This window comes from Verrucosispora sioxanthis (assembly GCF_010560025.1).
Lineage (GTDB): Bacteria > Actinomycetota > Actinomycetes > Mycobacteriales > Micromonosporaceae > Micromonospora > Micromonospora palythoicola.
In genome coordinates, this window is the sequence record NZ_SAIY01000001.1 from 859,407 (window position 1) to 877,596 (window position 18,190).

Consider the following 18,190-nt stretch of genomic DNA (forward strand, 5'->3'; position numbering starts at 1 on the left):
GTGGCGTCGACCACCAACGGACGGTCAGCCCTTTTCGAGGTACTCGGCGCGGTCGGCGTCGACCAGCGCGGCCACCGAGGCGGCGAGCGCCGGATGCCGGGCCAGCGCCGGATCCTCCTCGACCAACGCGATCGCCTCCGCCCGCGCGTCCCGGATCAGGTCCGCGTCGCGCAGCAACGACAGCAGGCGCAGGTGCGAACGACGGCCGGACTGGGTGGCGCCCAGCACGTCCCCCTCCCGCCGCTGTTCCAGGTCCAGCTCGGCGAGCTTGAAGCCGTCGGTGGTGGAGGCGACGGCGTCCAGCCGCTCCCGTGCCCCGCTGCCTTCGGCCGCCTCGGTCACCAGCAGGCAGAGCCCGGGTGCGCTGCCCCGGCCCACCCGGCCACGCAACTGGTGCAGCTGCGAGACGCCGAACCGGTCGGCGTCCAGCACCACCATCATCGTCGCGTTGGGGACGTCCACCCCCACCTCGACCACCGTGGTGGCCACCAGCACGTCCAGCTCTCCGGCGGCGAAGGACCGCATCACCGCGTCCTTCTCGTCGGCCGGCAGCCGACCGTGCAGGACCCCGATCCGCAGCCCGTGCAGCGGCCCGTCGGCCAGCAACGGCGCGACGTCGGTCACCGCCAGCGGTGGCCGCCGTTCCGAGTCGTCGACCGCTGGCGGCTCCTCCTCGGCCCCCGACGTCGAATCCCCGATCCGAGGACAGACCACGTACGCCTGGTGGCCGGCGGTGACCTCCTCCCGCAGCCGCCGCCAGGCACGGTCGAGGAAGGCCGGCTTCTCCGCGGCCGGCACGACGTGCGAGGCGATCGGCGAACGACCGCGCGGCAACTGGGACAGGGTGGAGATCTCCAGGTCGCCGTAGACCGTCATGGCCACCGTACGGGGGATCGGGGTGGCGGTCATCACCAGTACGTGCGGCGGCTGCTCCGCCTTGGCCCGCAACGCGTCGCGCTGCTCGACGCCGAACCGGTGCTGTTCGTCGACCACGACCAGACCCAGGTCGGCGAAGTCGACCCCCTCGTAGAGCAGCGCGTGGGTGCCGAGCACGATGCCGGCCGCGCCGCTGGCGACCTCGGCCAGCGCCCGCCGCCGCGCCGCCGCGCCCAGCGAGCCGGTGACCAGTTCCACCCGGGTGGCGTGCTCGGCGGCACCCAGCTCACCGGCCTGGGCGAGCGGGCCGAGCAGGTCGAGCATGCCCCGGTGGTGCTGGGCGGCGAGCACCTCGGTGGGGGCCAGCAACGCGGCCTGCCCGCCCGCGTCGACCACCTGGAGCATGGCCCGCAGCGCCACCACGGTCTTCCCGGAGCCGACCTCGCCCTGCAACAGCCGGTGCATCGGGTGACCGGTCGCGAGGTCGGCGGCGATCTCGACACCGACGTCACGCTGCCCGGCGGTCAGCTCGTACGGCAACCGGGCGTCGAAGGCGTCGAGCAGGCCACCCGGTCGCCCCGGACGGGGGCGCGCGGGCGACGCGGCGGCGTCCCGCTTGCGGCGGACCAGGGTCACCTGCACGGCGAACGCCTCGTCCCACTTCAGCCGCCGACGGGCCCGGTACAGCTCCTCCCGACTGGACGGCCGGTGGATCTCCCGTAGCGCGGTGCCCAGGCCGACCAGGTTCCGACCGGCCCGCACCGTCGCCGGCAACGGATCCTCCGGCGGGGCCACCGTGTCCAGCACCACCCGGACGCAGCGGGCGATCACCCAGGTGGGCACCGCCGCCGCGGCCGGATAGACCGGAATGAGTGCCCCGGCGAACTCCTCGATCTGCTCGCTGGCCGCCGCCTCGCTGTCGGTCTGTTCCCCGAGCAGGACGTACTCCGGCCCGTTGAGCTGCCGCCGGCCGCGGAACTCGGTGACCTTCCCGGCGAACAGCCCCCACCGGCCCGGCCGTAGCTCCCGTTCGCGCCACGCCTGGTTGCCGAAGAAGGTGAGGGTGAGGCTGCCACCGGAGCCGTCGCCGACGGTGACCTCCAGCAGGTTGCCCCGCCGCTGCCGCATCGGGCGTACGGCGGTGCGCTGCACCTGGGCCAGCACGGTGACCTGCTCGCCGACGTCCAACGCGCGGATGTCGGTGTGCTCGCCACGCTCGTCGTAGCGGCGGGGGAAGTGGTAGATCAGGTCACCCGCGGTGTGCAAGTCGAGGTGGCCGGCCAGCGCCTTGGCGGTCTTCTCACCGACCAGCTTCTTCAGCGGGGTGTCCAGACCGGACGGCTCGGCGGTCATTCGACACCGACCAGCAACGGATGGTGCGGTTGCCCACCCGGGTACGCCTGCACCTCGACGAAGGGCCAGCGGGCCGTGATGTGCGTGCGCACCGCGTCGAGCAGCCCGTCGGGGGCGTCGGCGCCGACGAGCAGGGTGACCAGCTCGCCACCACCGCCGAGCATCCGGTCGACAAGTGCGACGCAGGTGTCCACCAGGTCGACGCCGATCAGGTTCACCTCCCCCTCGACCAGGGCGAGCACGTCACCGGCGTGGCACGGGCCGGCGACGGTGAGCGCGTCCCGGCCGGCCCGGCACACCTCGGCGTACCGGCAGGCGCCGGCCGCCTCGGCCATCGCGATCACGTCGTCGGCGAAGCGACGCCCCGGATCGCGTACGGCCAGCGCCGCCAGCGCCTGCACCGGTGAGCGGGTCGGCACCACGGCGACCTCCACCCCCAGCCGGTGCGCCTCCTCGACGACCTGGTTCGCCACCGCCTGCGCGGCCGGGTCGTTGGGCAGCACCACCACACGGGCCGCGCCGGTGGCGCGTACCGCGTCGAGCAGTTCACCGGTCGACGGATCACCGGGCACCACCACCGCTCCCTCGGCGGCGAGCAGCTCGGCGATCCCGGCACCCGCGGCCACCACCACGGCGGCCCGCCCCTCGGACGACCGGGGCGGTACGGGCTCGGTTGGTCGGCGAAGCGCGTCACCGCGATCTGGTGCGGGCGGCCGGCCACCACGCCCGCCTCGATCGCCGCGCCGACGTCGTTGACGTGCACATGGACCTGCCAGGTGCCGTGGTCACCGACGACCACCAGGGAATCGCCGAGGCCGGCGAGGGTGGCCCGCATCCGCTGCACCGCGGCGGGCTCGGCGTCGAGCAGGAACTGCACCTCGTAGGCGTACTCGGTCGAGCCGGTCTCCCGCGCGACGGTGACCGGCGGCCGCACCGCCGAGAAGCTGGGCGCCGGCCGCACCGGGCTGTCCCCGCCACCACCTCGACCAGCGCGTCGAGCAGCAGGCACAGCCCCTGCCCACCGGCGTCGACCACCCCGGCCCGGGCCAGCGCCGGCAACTGCTCGGGGTACGGGCCAGCGCGCCGGCCGCGGCGTCGGCCGCCGCCCGGGCCACCACGCGCAGCTCGTCGCTGCCGGCCCGCTCGGCCGCGTCGGCCGCGGCCGAGACCACCGAGGCAGGGTGCCCTCGACCGGGCGGGCCACCGCCGTGTACGCCGCGTCGGTCGCCTCGCGCAGCGCCGCCGCCAGCTCCCGGCCCCGTACCTGCGGGGCGGCGGCCAGCGCGTCGGCGAGGCCGCGCAGGATCTGCGACAGGATCACCCCCGAGTTGCCCCGCGCGCCCAGCAGGGCACCCCGGGCCATCAGGCGCAACGCGTGCCCGTGCGCGGTCGCGACGCCGTCGGCGTGGGTGTCGAGATCCATCGCGAGCGCCTGGTGTGCGGAGGTGAGGGTGAGCACCAGGTTGGTGCCGGTGTCACCGTCGGGCACCGGGTAGACGTTCAGCTCGTCGATCTCACCCTGATGCCGCTTGAGCGCGGCCAGGCCGCTGGCGCACCAGCGGCGCACGGCGGCGGCGTCGAGGGTGTCCAGCACGGTGGCAGCCTACTGGCGTACGCTGACACTCGCCCGGCACCGGGTGGGTGCGCCCCGGTCGGGTTTTCCGGCATGGTGCTGCCCGCGTCGGATGCCGAGCCGTCTCGGTGGCCGAGCCCGGTTGGGCGGGCGGTTCCCCCATCGGGTACCCTGGCCAGGTTGCCCGGGCTGCGCCTGGTGCCGACTTCATGAACGTTTCAATCCCAGGAGTATCCCGTGGCTAGCGTGTGCGACGTCTGTGGCAAGGGGCCGGGCTTCGGCCACAACGTGTCCCACTCGCACCGGCGGACCAACCGCCGCTGGAACCCGAACATCCAGTCGGTGCGCACCCCGGCCGGTGGCGGCACGACCAAGAAGCTGAAGGTCTGCACGTCCTGCATCAAGGCCGGCAAGGTCGCCCGCGCCTGACGCGGTAGCACCCGGACATCACGACCGTCACACCGGCGGGCCCCGACGGGCCCGCCGGTGTCGTCGTGTCCGCGGGAGCCGGGGGCTCAGAGCGTGCGGCCGAACGACAGGCAGCCGGGCTCGTCGGCGTAGAAGCCGAAGTTGGGGATCCGCTCGTAGCCGGCCGCCTTGTACAACGCGATCGCCTCGGGCTGGCGGTCACCGCACTCCAGGATGATCCGTCGGCGGCCGTTTTCCCGGGCCGAGCGTTCGATGGCCGCCAGCACCGTGCGGGCCACCCCCCGCCCCCGCGCCTGTGGCGCGGTGTACATCCGCTTCACCTCGGCGGCCTGGTCGCCGTGGCTGCGCCAGCCGCCGCAGCCCACCGGCTGCCCGTCGATCCGGGCGACCAGGAACGCCCCGGCCGGCGGTACGAACTCGCTCGCGTCGACCGGGGTCTCGTCGCCGCTGCCGCCGTAGCGGGCGCCCAGATCGGCCAGGGTCGCAGTGATCAACCGCTGGGCCACCGGAGAGTCGAACGGCACCATGTGGATCTCAATTTCGGGCACCCGTGCAGGGTACGACGCGACCGGCGGCACCCCGCCGGGTGGCCGATGGTCAGCGAAAATGGTCCCAACCGGGCGGGCCGTCGAACGGTCGGCCGTCCACGGTCACGCCGGCACCCTCGGTCACCCGACCGATCGCCCGCCAGCCCGCTGGCAGGGCCGTCGCCGGGGGAAAGGTCGCCGCCAGCGCGTGGTCGTCGCCACCGGCCAGCAGCCAGGCGTACGGGTCGACGCCGAGCGCCTGCGCGGCGTCGCGCATCTGCGGCGGCACCTCGAAGGCGTCCCGGGTGATGTCGACGGCCACCCCGCTGGCCTTCGCCACGTGCCCCAGGTCGGCGAGCAGCCCGTCCGAGACGTCGATCATGGCGGTGGCGCCGAGCCGGGCTGCCTGCGGTCCGGCCCGGTAGGGCACCTCCGGCCGTCGATACGCCTCGACCAGCAGCCGGGGCGTCCGGAAACCACGGGAGAGCACGGTGAACCCGGCCGCCGCGTACCCGGTGCGACCGGCCAGGGCGAGCAGGTCACCGGGTCGGGCACCGGCCCGGGTGACCGGTGACCGACCGCCCAGGTCACCGAGCGCGGTGACCGCGATGGTGAGCGTGGGGCTGGCCGACATGTCCCCGCCCACCACGCTGGCCCCGACCCCGGCCGCCTCGGCGCCGAGACCGTCGGCGAGCTGCTCCATCCATCCGGTCTCCATGTCGGCGGGTACGCAGAGCGCCACCAGCAGGGCCGTCGGCTCGGCCCCCATGGCCGCCACGTCGGCTAGGTTCGCCGCCGCCGCCCGCCGACCGATGTCGTGTGCGCCGGACCAGTCGCGGCGGAAGTGCCGTCCCTCGACCAGCACGTCGGTGGTGGCGACAACCCGGGCGTCCGGCGCGGCGACCACCGCCGCGTCGTCCCCCGGGCCGAGCAGCACCGTCGCGCCGTACGACAACCGGGCGGTCACCCGGTCGATCAGCCCGAACTCGCCGACACCCGCGACGCTCACCACGACACTCCCCCGCGCTCGCTGCGCTCGCTCACGACGGCACTCCGCTCCGCTGCGTACCGCCGTGAGGCACCACCGCCCTGAGCCTGATGGCTCGCTCGCTGCGCTCGCTCACGACGGCACTCCGCTCCGCTGCGTACCGCCGTGAGGCACCACCGCCCTGAGCCTGATGGCTCGCTCGCTGCGCTCGCTCACTGCTTCTCCTTGGCCACCGATCGGGATCAGCCCTGGTCCGTAAGGTACTTTCTCCCTTCGGGCCGCCTTGCCGGCGGCGACGGAGGGAGGTCGAGCGTGGTACAGGCGTACATCCTCATCCAGACAGAGGTCGGCCGGGCACGTGACGTGGCCGGTCTCATCGCGGACCTCGCCGGCGTGGTCCGCGTCGACGCGGTCACCGGGCCGTACGACGTGGTCGTGCTCACCGAGGCGAACACCGTCGACGAGCTCGGCAAGCTCATCGTCAGCAAGGTGCAGATGGTGCCCGGCATCACCCGCACGCTCACGTGTTCGGTGGTGCGCCTGTAAGTGGACGAGCACTCGAACTCCCCTGTCGCCCAGGTCGACCGGCCGGACGCGAAGGCACCCGACCGGACAAACCGCAGCGCGGCGCTGATCGCCACCGCGGTGGCGCTGCCGGTGACCCTGCTGGTGGGCGCGCTCGCGCTGAACCGTCTCTCGCCGGAGGAGCCGGCCGCCGCGCCGCAGCCGTCGGCGAGCACACCCGGCCCGATCTCCACCGCGCCGGTCGAGATGGCCGCTCCCCAACTCGGCGAGCGCCCGACCGTCGTCTGCCGTGCCCTGTTGTCGCAACTGCCCGACTCGATCCGCGACCTGCCGCAACGACCGGTGAGCGCCGGTCCCGAGCAGAACGCCGCGTACGGCGACCCGGCGGTCACGGTGGCCTGTGGTGGTGCCGAGCCGCAGGTGCGGCCCGACGACCACCTCTACCTGGTCAACTCGGTCTGCTGGTACGCGGTGGAGGGGCCTGACGCGACGGAGTTGACCACGGTCGACCGGGAGACGGCGGTGACCCTGCGGGTACCGAACTTCCACGGCGAGGCGTTGCAGTGGGCCTCCCCGGTCTCCGCCACCATCGTCGAGTCGATCCGGTCCTCCGGCACGGCACCGTCCGGCTGCACCTCCTGACGCCCCGGGGCCGGCCCCGTCCGGTGCCGGGGCTGCGCGTCGAGCAGCGCGGCGGGGCTCAGTACTGCCCGGGCCCCCGGGTCAGCGCCGTCCGGATGAGCCGGTCGACCAGCTTCGGGTACTCCAGCCCGGCGGCCGCCCACATCCTCGGGAACATCGACGTCGGCGTGAAACCGGGCATCGTGTTGATCTCGTTGAGGTAGACGTCGAGGTCGGGCGTGACGAAGAAGTCGACCCGGGCCAGGCCGGCGCAGTCCAGCGCGGTGAACGCGCGTACGGCGTAGTCGCGTACCTGCCGGGTGACCCGCTCCGGCAGGTCGGCGGGGATGTCGTACTCGCAGGCGGTCTCCGCGTCAATGTACTTGGCCTCGAAGTCGTAGAAGTCGTAGTCGCCGACCACCCGCACCTCGGCCAGCACGGACGCCTCCGGCGCGCCACCGGCCTCGCCCTCCAGCACGCCGCACTCGATCTCCCGACCGACGATGGCGCCCTCGACCAGCACCTTGCCGTCGATCTGCCGGGCGGTGGCGAGGGCCGCGTCCAGGTCGTCCCAGTCGGTGACCTTGGTGATGCCGAAGGAGGAGCCGGCCCGGGAGGGCTTGACGAAGACCGGTAGGCCCAACCGTCGCTTGTCCGCCTCGCTGAGCGTTGTCCCGCTGCGGAGCACCGCGTACGGACCGACCGGGATGCCCTCGGCGGCGCAGAGCTTCTTGGTGAACTCCTTGTCCATCGCGGCGGCCGAGGCGAAGACCTTCGCTCCGACGTACGGGATGCCGGCCATCTCCAGCATGCCCTGGATGGTGCCGTCCTCACCGTAGGCGCCGTGCAGGACCGGGAAGACGACGTCCACGTCGGCGAGCGCCCGGGGCCCCTCGGTCGGGTCGAGCACCAGCAGTCCACCGCCGGTGGGGTCGGCACGCAGCACGATGTCCGTGCCGGACGCCGCGGTGATCTCCGGTAGCCGGCGGGCGTTGATGGCCAACTGACCGGGGTCACCGCTGGTGAGTACCCACTGGCCGGCTCGGGTGATACCGACCGGTACCACCTCGAACTCGTCCGGGTCCAGCGCGCCGAGCACACTGCCGGCGCTGACGCACGAGATGCCGTGTTCCGGGCTGCGGCCGCCGAAGACGATCGCCACGCGGGTCTTGCCTGGGGTGGTCACTGTGATCACCTTTCCGGGACGCACTGCTGGCGCTCTCCCGGATGACCTTACTGTGCGTGGCGGGTGGAGGTAGTCGATACCCTGCGGCAACGCAGCACGGCCGCAAACGGTCAACCAGTCATATACGCAACGTAACCACACCAGGGTGGTCAGCCGGCCAGCTCGCGCTCGCCGTACGCGTGTCGGCGACCGATGGCGAGCACCTTGACCCGCTGCCGGCCGGCCCGCACCATGCCCAGCGCCATGAAGGCCCCGGCGATCCGGTCGGCCGCCTCGCGGCTGCTCGCGCCGACCACCTGGCGGCGACGCTCGGGTGCCAGCCGCTCGTTGCGGCCGTCCACCTCGTACGGGCGCACGTCGGTCAGCACCACCAGGAAACGTGTCATCGCCGGCCGCCCCGGCGCTCGCCGAAAACCCGCTGACCAGTCCGCACGTCGATTCCCTTCCGGTGGCCGACCAACTGGCGTGGCACGCGGCGGTCAGGTACGGGGGAAAACCCGACCGCCGCGCGCCCCATCCCCTCCGGTCGCTCACCACCACCGTCGCCACGACAACCGGCGGTGAGGACGCGCTAACAGATTGACAGCCTCATGGGCATGAATGCAACTCTCACTGGCGTTCTCTCATGTACAGCTTCCCAAATACGTGCGACTATCTATGTATGGCTCCGAAGACCGCCCGCGCCCGCCGGTTGGGCATCGCCCTGCGCCACCATCGCGAGGCCGCCGGCCTCACCCTGGAGACCGCGGCTGACGAGATCAACAGCACCCGCAGCACGCTCTCCCGCTACGAGAACGCGCAGACCCTGGTCAACCCGGCCACCGTGCGCGCCCTGCTCACCCTCTACGGGGTCGGCGCGGACGAGGTCGCGGCCGCCGTCCAGCTCGCCAAGGACGCGCGCAAGCCGGGTTGGTGGGTTTCCTACTCGTACCTGCTCGACCGGCGCACCATCGACTTCATCGCGTTGGAGGCCGAGGCGGTGGCCATCGCGAACTTCGAGCCGTCGGTGGTGCCGGGGCTGCTGCAGACCGCCGACTACATCCGCGGCGTGATGCGCGGCGGGCCGCACACCCTCAGCGACAACGACGTCGAGGAACGGGTACGCATGCGACTGGACCGGCAGCAGCGGGTCTTCGAGGAGGACCCGCCGATCTTCGACGCGATTCTCGACGAGGCCGCGCTGCTGCGCCCGGTGGGTGACGACGCCGCGCAGCAGGGCCAGCTGAGCCACCTGCTCAAGATGAGCGAGCTGCCGAACATCACCGTGCAGGTGATCCCGTTGGCCGCCGGCTACCACCGGGGCACCCGGGGTTCCCTGCACATCCTCGAATTCGCCGACCCGGAGGATCCGATCATCGCCTCCGTGGAGACGGTCGCCGGACAGATGATCCTCGATCGTCCCGGCGACCTGCGTACCTGCACCAAGATCATGGAACACCTGCGCACCGTCGCACTCAGCCCGACGGACAGTCGCGAGGCAATCTTCGAACTCCTGAAGGGACGGTAACGCGATGACACCGGAGATCAGCGCGGCGGTGGCCGTGACGGGATGGCGCAAAAGCAGCCACAGCGGCGACGAGGGAGCCTGCGTCGAGATGGCGGTCGTCCCCGGCATCGTCGCCGTGCGCGACTCCAAGGACCCGCACGGCCCCCTGCTGAGCTTCCCGCCGGCCGCGTGGCGCGCCTTCACCCAGGCACCGCCAACCCGCTGAGCCTCGGAGGAACCGCACCCCAGTGCCGCTGACCGGGCCGGTAAGGGCACCGCCGGCCCGGTCAGCCCCTCCGCCGTCGCCCGCTCAGTCGCCGACCAGCGGCGGCGGCGACGGCAACGCACGGATCGCCTCCAGCGCCGCCAGCGCCACGCCCCGCGCACCGGCCATGTCGCGGTCCGGCACCAGGGCGAAGGTGGCCAGGGCGGCCTGCTCCGCCCGGAGCAGCGTGTGCTCCCGCACGGCGGCCAGGAACCAGTCGCGGAACGCCGGGTCCGTCTCCACCACCCCGCCGCCGACGAAGTACGCGTGCGGATCGGTGAAGTTCGCCGCGATGGTGAACAGGGCACCGAGCGCCCTGGCCTGCTGGGCGAAGATCTCCCGGGCCAGCTCGTCGCCCCGCTCGCCGTAGCCGCGTACCAGCTTCGCCGCCCGCTGCGGCGACTCACCGGCCAGTGCATGCCCCGGGAAGCGGGTCAACCAGTACGGCAGCAGATTGTGCTCGATCGCGGTCAACGACACGACGCTCTCGACGTCACCGGCGAACCCGCAGGCGCAGGTCGGCACCGGCTGTCCCGGTGCCAACACGGTGGTCAGCGGAATCTGCACGTGCCCCAGTTCGCCGGCCATCCCCGCCGCCCCGGAGATCACCCGGCCGTGCTCGACCAGGCCACCACCCAGTCCGGTGCCGACGATCGCCGACACCGACGAGCGCCGCATCGCGTCGGTCCCGAAATGAACGTGATGGGCGTAGAGCGCGGCCGCGTTGCCGTCGTTGTGGTAGATCACCGGCAGCCCCAACCGACGTTCGAGGGCACCCCGGACGTCGTAGCCGCGCCAGGCCGGCTGGGAGAAGTTCGTGGACCCCTTCGACGAGATGACGCCGCTGGCACTGGCCGGGCCGGGGGTGTCCAGACCGACCGCGCCGACCTGGCCGCGGGACACCCCGGTGAGGGCCAGCACGCCGTCGAAGGCGTCCGCCATCGCCGCCACCGCCGCCTCCGGGCCCTCCTGCACGAGGCTCGGCGTCTCCACCAGGCGATCGACCAGGAACCGTCCGTCGAGCGTGAGCACGGTGGCGTTGTTGGTCGTGCCACCGTTGTCGATCCCGACCACCACCGTCGCGCCGTCCACCCGAGTTCCGCCTCCCACCGTCACAGCCTGACGTGAGGCTAGTTCTCGTACCGCCCGCCCGCCACGTCGTCCGGGCATCGGCCCGTCATCGCGGTGGCGTCGGCGGCGTCGTCACGCACCACCGACGGCACCAGGCCGGCCTCGCTCAGCACCGCCCGGAACCGCTCGACCTGCGTCTGGCCGACCTCGACCACCAGATGCCCGCCCGGCGCCAACCACTGCGGCGCGGCAGCGGCCAACCGGCGCAGCACGGCCAGCCCGTCCGACCCACCGTCGAGTGCCGCGGCGGACTCGTAGCGGCGAGCCTCGGGGGGCAGCAGAGCCATCGCGACCGTCGGCACGTACGGGGCGTTCGCCACCACCAGATCGAGCCGGCCACGCCAGGCCGCCGGCAGCGGATCGAACAGATCCCCGGCGAGGACCGGCACCCCCACCGCCGCGAGGTTCCGCCGCGCACAGGCCACCGCCGCCGGATCCACGTCGACCGCGGCCAGCAGCCGGGGCGCGGCGAGTCGACGCGCCAGCACCCGGCTGATCGCACCGGAGCCGCAGCACAGCTCCACCACGGTCGCCGCCGGCCCGGTCACCGCCACGGCCGTCGACACCAGCAGAGCGGTACGCGCCCGGGGTACGAAGACGCCCGGGTCGACCTCGATCCGCTCGCCGCAGAACTCCGCCCAGCCCAGCAGGTACTCAAGCGGCTCGCCGGCGACCCGCCGGTCGACCAGATCCGCGAGCGTCTCCGGGCCGCCGTCGACGGCCAGCAGCAGGCGAGCCTCCTCCTCGGCCCACACACAGCCGGCCTGCCGCAACCGGGCGACCAGGGCGTCGTACCCGACCGGGAAGACCGACGCCCCCATCAGGCCGCGGCGTCCAGCGCGGCCGCGACGTCGGCGACCAGGTCGGCGGTGTCCTCCACCCCGCAGGAGAGCCGGACGAAACCGGGCGCGGTGTCGTCGCCCCACTGCGCCCGCCGGTCCGCCGTGGTGTGCAGGCCGCCGAAGGAGGTGGCCGCGGCGACCAGCCGGGCCGCGTCGAAGCGGGCGACCCGGTCGGCGCTGCCGAGATCGAAGGAGAGCACGCCCGGCATCCGCCGCAGTTGCCGCACCGCCACCGCGTGCGCCGGGTCGTGCGGCAGGCCGGGCCAGCGCAGCCCGGCGACGTCGCCGCGCTCGGCCAGCAGCCGGGCCAGCGCCTGCGCGTTCGCCGTCTGCCGGGCCAGGCGCAGGTCGAGGGTGGCCAGCGACCGGTGGGCCAGCCAGGCGTCGAACGCGCCCGGCACGGCACCGGTCGCGGTACGCCAGGCGGTGACCGTCGACAGCAGCTCCGCCGACCGGGTGGCGACGTAGCCGAGCAACAGGTCGGAGTGCCCGGTCAACGCCTTGGTGCCGGAGGCCACGACCACGTCGGCACCGAGGTCCAGCGGTCGCTGCCCGAGCGGGGTGGCGGTGGTGTTGTCCACGGCCAGCAGGGCACCGGCGGCGTGTGCCCGCTCGGCGAGCGCCGGCAGGTCCACCACGTCGAGTCCCGGGTTCGCCGGCGTCTCCACCAGCACCAGCCGTACCCCGTCGAGGTCCGGGTACGGGCCGGCGGTCGGTGCGAACAGCACCCGTACGCCGTTGCCGGCGAGGGTGTCGGTGGCGAACGCGCGTACCGGGAAGTACCCGTCGGCGGGCAGCACCACCACGTCACCCGCCCGCAGCACCGCCAGCAGCAGGCCGGTTATCGCCGCCTGGCCGCTGGCGAAGACCCGACAGTCGCCGCCCTCCAGCTCACCGATCGCTGCCTCCAGCAGCCGGCGGGTCGGGTTGTCCGGACGCCCGTACCCGTTCGGGGCCGCCGCCGGGCCCTGCCACGGGTCGAGGTGGTACGGCGCGGCGAACACCGGCCCGGGCAGGAACGGCGCGCCGGGGGTGGGCTCGGGCAGACCGGCGTGCACGCACCGGGTGCCGTCCCCCGTCGACGGGTGGTCATGCGGCTGCGGGGCGTCGCGCTCGCTCATGGTGCTGCTCACTCCGGCTTCGTGGTGCGGCTCATCAGGGCCTGGACCGCCAGGCGCGGGTCCACCCCCTCGTGGCAGACCAGCTCGACCTGCTCGGTGATCGGCATCTCCACGCCGTGCGCGCGGGCCAGGTCCCGGATCGCCAGCGCGCTCTTGACCCCCTCGGCGGTCTGCCGGGTGGCCACCCGCGCCTCCTCCAGGGTGGCACCCCGGCCGAGGTGCTCGCCGAAGGTGCGGTTGCGGGCCGACGGCGACGAGCAGGAGGCCACCAGGTCACCCATCCCGGCCAGGCCGGCGAAGGTGAGCGGGTCCGCGCCGAGGGCGACCCCGAGCCGGGCGGTCTCGGCCAGGCCACGGGTGACAAGCATCGCCCGGGTGTTGTGGCCGAAGCCCATCGCGGTGGCGATGCCGTACGCCAACGCGATCACGTTCTTGACCGCGCCGCCCAGCTCACAGCCGATCACGTCGTCGTTGGTGTACGGGCGGAAGTAGGGCGTGGTGATCGACCGCTGCACCAGGGTGGCCCGATCGGAATCGGTGCAGGCCACCACGGTGGCCGCGGGTTGCTCCGCGGCGATCTCCGGTGCCAGGTTGGGGCCGGAGACCACCACCACCCGATCCGCCGCGACCCCGGCGGTCTCGACGATCACCTCGCTCATCCGTTTGGTGGTGCCGAGTTCGATGCCCTTCATCAGCGACACCAGGGTGGCCTCGGGGTGCAGGTGCTCCACCCACTCGGCGAGGTTGCCGCGCAGGGTCTGCGACGGCACCGCCAGCACCACCATCTCGGCGCCCTTGATCGCCTCGACCGGGTCGCCGGTCGCGGTGACCCGCTCCGGCAACACCACACCGGGCAGGTACTCCGGGTTACTCCGCTCGGCCCGGATCGCGTCGGCGATCGACTGTCGCCGCGCCCAGAGCGTCACCTCTCGGCCGGCGTCGGCGAGGATCTTCGCGAACGCCGTACCCCACGACCCCGCCCCCAGCACCGCCACCTGCCCACTCACGCCGCCGCCTCCCTACGGTCGGCGCCGCCGTGAGGCACCACCACACAGCACCGATGATTCACTCGCTGACGCTCGCTCATGCCGGCACTCCGCTGACGCTCCGTGCCGCCATGAGGCACCACCGCACCGCACCGATGATTCACTCGCTGACGCTCGCTCATGCCGCCGCCTCCGGGCGCTGGCGGTCGGGCTGGGGGCGGGTGGTGCGCTGCCACAGCGGCGGGGGTGTCCCGCCCCGGATGTCGGCGAGCATGTCCCGCAGCCGCAACATGATCACGTCGGTCATCTCCTCCAACACCTGGCGGCTCGGGGTGGCGCCGGCCCAGCGACTCAGGTCGATCGGCGGCCCGGCCACCACGGTCACCGGGATCCGGGGCCGCAGGTTGATCCGGGCCCGACGCGGATCGAAGATCCGCTCCGGTCCCCACATCGCCAGCGGCACCACCGGTGCGCCTGTGGCCAGCGCCAGCCGGGCCGCGCCGGTCTTGCCCTTCATCGGCCACAGGTCCGGCTCCCGGCTGGTGGTCCCCTCCGGGTAGATGATCACGGCGCCACCCGTGTCCAGCGCCTTGATCAGGGCGTCCAGCGACTTCACCGCGTCGACCGAGCCCCGCTCGACCGGAATCTGCCGGCACCGGTGCAGGATCCAGCCGATCACCGGCACCTTGAACACGCTCGCCTTGCCGAGGAACTGCGGCCATCGCCCGGCGTCGTAGACGAAATGCGCGGAGACCAGCGGATCGGCGTGCGAGATGTGGTTCGGCACGATGATCACGGGACCGTCCTGGTCCAGATGTTCCATACCCCGCCAGGTACGCCGGGTCCAGACGGTCATCACCGGCTTCACCAGCACCACGGCGAACCATTGCCAGAATCCCAGCCTCCGCCGACCCACCGTGCCTCCTCATGCCCACCCCGACCCGCCACCGGAGGAGCCCGGTGAGGTCCGCAGCGGAAATCATGCCTGCTCGCCCCGGGTACGGCCAGTGAGGGTACCGCCGCCCGGCTGGCAGGATGGCAGGCGTGACACAGCCCTGGACCGTGGTGGTGCCGGTCAAGCGCCTGGCAGCCGCGAAGACCCGGCTGCGTGGCGGGCTGCCGGGCGTACCCCACCAGGATCTGGCTCTGGCGCTGGCCGCCGACACCCTGGCGGCGGTGCGGGCCTGCCCGGTGGTGTCCGAGGTGCTGGTGGTCACCGACGATGCCCGGGTCGCCGGCGAGGCCCGGTCCGGTGGTGCCCGGATACTGCCGGACGTCGCGGACGCCGGGCTCAACGCCGCGTTCCGGCACGGCGCGGCGGGCGTCGTCGGCTGGGTGGCCGGGCTGACCGCCGACCTGCCGCCCTGCGGCCGGCCGAGCTGGCGGCGGCGCTGCGTGCGGCGTTCACCGGACCGCGCGGGGTACGCCGGTTCGTGGCCGACGCCCCGGGCACCGGCACCGTGCTGCTGGCCGCCCCGCCCGGCGTACCCCTGGACCCCCGCTTCGGACCCGACTCGGCCGCCGCGCACGCGCCAGCGGCGCCCGTCCACTCGCCGGTGACTGGCCGAGCCTGCGGCGCGACGTGGACACCGCCGACGACCTGGCCGCCGCGGCGCGGCTCGGACTGGGGCCGCGCACCACGGCGCTGACCGTCGGCTGCCTCACCGAGTCCTTCTCCACCTGACGGTGCGGGCGGACACGCACCGCCGGAGGATTCGGTACGGTGCTGGCATGCAGGGCACGGTGGCGACCTTCGACGCGGCGACCCGCAGCGGACTGCTGCTGCTGGACGACGGCACCGAGCTGCCCTTCCCGTCCCGGGCGTTCGATGCCTCCGGGCTGCGCCTGCTCCGCCTCGGCCAGCGGGTCCGGGTGGAGACCGACGCCGCCGGCGACGTCGTACGCGTGACGCTGCCGACGATGTCCTGACAACCCGCCCCAAGTTCATTTTGCGTTAACCGAGTTCGGGTGATTATGGGCGGGTGAGCACCCCTCGCGAACACCCCGCCAGCCCCGCCGCCACCGACGACACCACCAGCCGCAACGGAGGTCGCCCCCGGGGGACCGACGGCCGGTTCCGCAGCGCTCGCCCAGCCCCCGAGGACGTCTCGGACAACGAATTGGCGGCGGCCTCCGCCGGCCTGGAGGAGGTGCTGGACCCGGTCTCGGAACCGGGGCTGCCGCAGCCCGCCGACGAGCCGCCGTCCGCCCACCCGCTGCCCGAGGACCGGTTCCTCAACCGGGAGCTGTCCTGGCTCGACTTCAACGCCCGGGTGCTCGCCCTGGCCGAGGACCCGCACACCCCGCTGCTGGAACGGGCCAAGTTCCTCGCCATCTTCGCCAGCAACCTGGACGAGTTCTACATGGTGCGGGTGGCCGGGCTGAAGCGCCGGCTCTCCGCCGGCCTACCCGTGCGGGGCGGTGACGGACTGCCCCTGCGTACCCAACTTGCGTTGATCTCCGAGAAGGCCGCCGCGCTGGTGGCCCGGCAGGCCGCCTGCTACGTCGACGACCTGCTGCCCAAGCTCGCCGCCGAGGACATCCGGGTGCTGCGCTGGTCCGACCTCGGCGATGCCGAGCGGGAACGGCTGCGTACCTACTTCCGGGAGAAGATCTTCCCGGTGCTCACCCCGCTGGCGGTCGACCCGGCCCACCCGTTCCCGTACATCTCGGGCCGATCGCTCAACCTGGCCGTCGCGGTACGCGACCCGGACGGCGGGCCGGAGCTGTTCGCCCGGGTGAAGGTGCCGAACAACGTGCCCCGGTTCGTCCGGGTCGACCGGGACCGGCCCGGGGTCCGCATGCTGCCGGTGGAAGATCTCATCTCGGTGCACCTCGGTCAGCTCTTCTCCGGCATGCAGGTGGTCGAGTGCCACCTGTTCCGGGTCACCCGCAACGCCGAGGTGGAGGTCGACGAGGACCGGGACGAGGACCTGCTCCAGGCGCTGGAGCGGGAACTGGCCCGCCGCCGTTTCGGCCCGCCGGTACGTCTGGAGGTGGCCGCCTCCATCTCCGACCACATGCTGGAACTGCTCGTTCGGGAACTGGACATGGACACGCAGGACGTGCTGCGGGTCCGTGGCCTGCTGGATCTCTCCGCGCTGTGGCAGCTGTACGGCGAGGCCGACCGGCCCGACCTGAAGGACCCACCGTTCGTCCCGGCCACCCATCCCCGTCTCGCCGAGGGCGAGGTGCCGAGGAGTGTCTTCGCCACCCTGCGCGACGGCGACGTGCTGGTGCACCACCCGTACCACTCCTTCGCCACCAGCGTGCAACGGTTCATCGAGCAGGCCGCCGCCGATCCGAACGTGCTGGCGATCAAGCAGACGCTCTACCGCACCAGCGGCGACTCACCGATCGTGGACGCCCTCGTCGACGCCGCCGCCGCCGGCAAACAGGTGGTGGTGCTCGTCGAGGTGAAGGCCCGCTTCGACGAGGTGGCGAACATCGGCTGGGCCCGCACGCTGGAACGAGCCGGCTGCCACGTGGTGTACGGCCTGGTCGGTCTGAAGACCCACTGCAAGACCGCCCTGGTGGTACGCCAGGAGGGCAACCAGATCCGCCGCTACTGCCACATCGGCACCGGCAACTACCACCCGAAGACCGCCCGGCTCTACGAGGACTTCGGCATGCTCACCGCCGACCCGGAGATCGGCGCCGACCTGACCGACCTGTTCAACGTGCTCACCGGGTACAGCCGGCAGACCGCGTACCGGCGGCTGCTGGTGGCGCCACAGGGCATCCGCAGCGGGCTGATCGAGCGGATCGAACGGGAGATCAACCATGTCCGGTTGGGCATGCCGGGACTCGTCCAGTTCAAGGTGAACTCGCTCGTCGACGAGGAGATCACCGACGCGCTGTACCGGGCCTCCCAGGCCGGCGTGCACGTGGACCTGATCATCCGGGGGATGTGCACGCTGCGACCGGGGGTGCCCGGGCTGTCGGAGAACATCCGGGTGCACTCGATCCTCGGTCGCTTCCTGGAACACTCGCGGGTCTTCCGCTTCGGCAACAACGGCGACGCGGAGTTCTGGATCGGCTCCGCCGACCTGATGCACCGCAACCTGGACCGGCGGGTGGAGGCACTGGTCCAGGTCACCGACCCGGTGGCCCGGGCCGAGTTGGACCACGTGCTCGGTGCCGCGATGAGCCCGGACGTGGACGCGTTCGAGCTGGCCGGCGACGGCACCTGGAGCCGCCGTGCCGGCCGGCCGGAGGCACCGCTGAGCCACCTTCAGCACCTGCTGCTGCGTCGCGTCGGCAGCACGGCCGGTTGACCGG

The 18,190-nt window shown here is 72.9% G+C and carries 17 protein-coding genes and 2 pseudogenes; 8 read left to right on the forward strand and 11 right to left on the reverse strand.

Annotated elements, in window-relative coordinates; genetic code table 11:
* Positions 1–24 precede the first annotated feature (24 nt).
* Positions 25–2,229 carry an ATP-dependent DNA helicase RecG gene (gene recG, locus ENC19_RS03975; protein WP_164445731.1) on the reverse strand — a complete coding sequence of 735 codons (2,205 nt, stop codon included), beginning with the start codon at positions 2,227–2,229 and terminating at the stop codon, positions 25–27.
* A pseudogene (locus ENC19_RS03980) lies at positions 2,226–3,823 on the reverse strand (DAK2 domain-containing protein). The gene recG and the pseudogene ENC19_RS03980 overlap by 4 nt, the downstream one beginning before the upstream one ends.
* Before the next feature lie 216 nt (positions 3,824–4,039).
* On the opposite strand from ENC19_RS03980, the gene rpmB reads away from it, so the two are divergent.
* The gene (gene rpmB / locus ENC19_RS03985) at positions 4,040–4,231 is read left to right on the forward strand and encodes a 50S ribosomal protein L28 (RefSeq protein WP_093401721.1); all 192 of its coding nucleotides are present in this window, start codon (positions 4,040–4,042) and stop codon (positions 4,229–4,231) included.
* A gap of 86 nt (positions 4,232–4,317) precedes the next feature.
* Here rpmB and ENC19_RS03990 read toward each other — a convergent pair whose 3' ends face one another.
* The gene (locus ENC19_RS03990; protein ID WP_166458085.1) at positions 4,318–4,758 is read right to left on the reverse strand and encodes a GNAT family N-acetyltransferase; all 441 of its coding nucleotides are present in this window, start codon (positions 4,756–4,758) and stop codon (positions 4,318–4,320) included.
* Between the two features lie 70 nt (positions 4,759–4,828).
* Positions 4,829–5,767 carry a thiamine-phosphate kinase gene (locus ENC19_RS03995; protein WP_164445733.1) on the reverse strand — a complete coding sequence of 313 codons (939 nt, stop codon included), beginning with the start codon at positions 5,765–5,767 and terminating at the stop codon, positions 4,829–4,831.
* Between the two features lie 291 nt (positions 5,768–6,058).
* Between ENC19_RS03995 and ENC19_RS04000 the strand changes: the two genes are divergently transcribed.
* Complete coding sequence (locus ENC19_RS04000; RefSeq protein WP_013284547.1) at positions 6,059–6,292, forward strand: Lrp/AsnC ligand binding domain-containing protein; 234 nt, start codon at positions 6,059–6,061, stop codon at positions 6,290–6,292.
* Positions 6,293–6,913: a DUF3515 family protein gene (locus ENC19_RS04005; protein ID WP_164445734.1), complete on the forward strand. Its 621-nt coding sequence runs from the start codon at positions 6,293–6,295 to the stop codon at positions 6,911–6,913.
* Between the two features lie 58 nt (positions 6,914–6,971).
* Here the strand turns inward: ENC19_RS04005 and ENC19_RS04010 are convergent, their stop codons facing one another.
* Together ENC19_RS04010 and ENC19_RS04015 are read right to left on the reverse strand one after the other, a co-directional pair.
* Positions 6,972–8,078, reverse strand: a complete 1,107-nt coding sequence (locus ENC19_RS04010; RefSeq protein WP_164445735.1) for a D-alanine--D-alanine ligase family protein — start codon at positions 8,076–8,078, stop codon at positions 6,972–6,974.
* A 149-nt stretch (positions 8,079–8,227) separates the two neighbouring features.
* Positions 8,228–8,464 (reverse strand): hypothetical protein, encoded by a 237-nt coding sequence (locus tag ENC19_RS04015; RefSeq protein ID WP_164445736.1) that lies wholly within the window; start codon positions 8,462–8,464, stop codon positions 8,228–8,230.
* Positions 8,465–8,739: 275 nt separating this feature from the next.
* Here ENC19_RS04015 and ENC19_RS04020 point away from each other — a divergent pair, with 275 nt between their 5' ends.
* Both ENC19_RS04020 and ENC19_RS04025 read left to right on the forward strand, forming a co-directional pair.
* Positions 8,740–9,585: a helix-turn-helix domain-containing protein gene (locus ENC19_RS04020; protein ID WP_164445737.1), complete on the forward strand. Its 846-nt coding sequence runs from the start codon at positions 8,740–8,742 to the stop codon at positions 9,583–9,585.
* Positions 9,586–9,589: 4 nt separating this feature from the next.
* The gene (locus ENC19_RS04025) at positions 9,590–9,790 is read left to right on the forward strand and encodes a DUF397 domain-containing protein (protein ID WP_164445738.1); all 201 of its coding nucleotides are present in this window, start codon (positions 9,590–9,592) and stop codon (positions 9,788–9,790) included.
* An 84-nt stretch (positions 9,791–9,874) separates the two neighbouring features.
* Here the strand turns inward: ENC19_RS04025 and ENC19_RS04030 are convergent, their stop codons facing one another.
* From ENC19_RS04030 to ENC19_RS04050, 5 genes are all read right to left on the reverse strand, one after another.
* Positions 9,875–10,939, reverse strand: a complete 1,065-nt coding sequence (locus tag ENC19_RS04030; RefSeq protein WP_281601888.1) for an ROK family protein — start codon at positions 10,937–10,939, stop codon at positions 9,875–9,877.
* A gap of 20 nt (positions 10,940–10,959) precedes the next feature.
* Positions 10,960–11,781 (reverse strand): putative protein N(5)-glutamine methyltransferase, encoded by an 822-nt coding sequence (locus tag ENC19_RS04035; RefSeq protein WP_164445740.1) that lies wholly within the window; start codon positions 11,779–11,781, stop codon positions 10,960–10,962.
* Positions 11,781–12,923 (reverse strand): cystathionine gamma-lyase, encoded by a 1,143-nt coding sequence (locus ENC19_RS04040; RefSeq protein ID WP_164445741.1) that lies wholly within the window; start codon positions 12,921–12,923, stop codon positions 11,781–11,783. The genes ENC19_RS04035 and ENC19_RS04040 overlap by 1 nt, the downstream gene beginning before the upstream one ends.
* Positions 12,924–12,931: 8 nt before the next feature.
* Positions 12,932–13,930 carry an NAD(P)H-dependent glycerol-3-phosphate dehydrogenase gene (locus ENC19_RS04045; protein WP_164445742.1) on the reverse strand — a complete coding sequence of 333 codons (999 nt, stop codon included), beginning with the start codon at positions 13,928–13,930 and terminating at the stop codon, positions 12,932–12,934.
* Positions 13,931–14,087: 157 nt separating this feature from the next.
* Positions 14,088–14,825, reverse strand: coding sequence for a lysophospholipid acyltransferase family protein (locus ENC19_RS04050; RefSeq protein WP_164445743.1), 738 nt, complete (start codon positions 14,823–14,825; stop codon positions 14,088–14,090).
* Positions 14,826–14,953: 128 nt separating this feature from the next.
* On the opposite strand from ENC19_RS04050, the pseudogene cofC reads away from it, so the two are divergent.
* From cofC to ENC19_RS04065, 3 genes and pseudogenes are all read left to right on the forward strand, one after another.
* Positions 14,954–15,557 (forward strand): annotated as a pseudogene (cofC, locus tag ENC19_RS04055) (2-phospho-L-lactate guanylyltransferase); the annotation flags it as partial.
* Positions 15,558–15,640: 83 nt separating this feature from the next.
* Positions 15,641–15,838 carry a cold-shock protein gene (locus ENC19_RS04060; protein WP_164445744.1) on the forward strand — a complete coding sequence of 66 codons (198 nt, stop codon included), beginning with the start codon at positions 15,641–15,643 and terminating at the stop codon, positions 15,836–15,838.
* Positions 15,839–15,891: 53 nt separating this feature from the next.
* Positions 15,892–18,186: an RNA degradosome polyphosphate kinase gene (locus ENC19_RS04065; protein ID WP_164445745.1), complete on the forward strand. Its 2,295-nt coding sequence runs from the start codon at positions 15,892–15,894 to the stop codon at positions 18,184–18,186.
* The last annotated feature ends 4 nt before the right edge of the window (positions 18,187–18,190 follow it).

Bases quoted from the DNA above. Each gene is read 5' to 3' on its own strand.
- recG (WP_164445731.1), bottom strand. From the start codon at position 2,229: ATGACCGCCGAGCCGTCCGGTCTGGACACCCCGCTGAAGAAGCTGGTC.
- ENC19_RS03990 (WP_166458085.1), bottom strand. From the start codon at position 4,758: ATGGTGCCGTTCGACTCTCCGGTGGCCCAGCGGTTGATCACTGCGACC.
- ENC19_RS04015 (WP_164445736.1), bottom strand. From the start codon at position 8,464: ATGACACGTTTCCTGGTGGTGCTGACCGACGTGCGCCCGTACGAGGTG.
- ENC19_RS04020 (WP_164445737.1), top strand. From the start codon at position 8,740: ATGGCTCCGAAGACCGCCCGCGCCCGCCGGTTGGGCATCGCCCTGCGC.
- ENC19_RS04025 (WP_164445738.1), top strand. From the start codon at position 9,590: ATGACACCGGAGATCAGCGCGGCGGTGGCCGTGACGGGATGGCGCAAA.
- ENC19_RS04035 (WP_164445740.1), bottom strand. From the start codon at position 11,781: ATGGGGGCGTCGGTCTTCCCGGTCGGGTACGACGCCCTGGTCGCCCGG.
- ENC19_RS04040 (WP_164445741.1), bottom strand. From the start codon at position 12,923: ATGAGCGAGCGCGACGCCCCGCAGCCGCATGACCACCCGTCGACGGGG.
- ENC19_RS04060 (WP_164445744.1), top strand. From the start codon at position 15,641: ATGCAGGGCACGGTGGCGACCTTCGACGCGGCGACCCGCAGCGGACTG.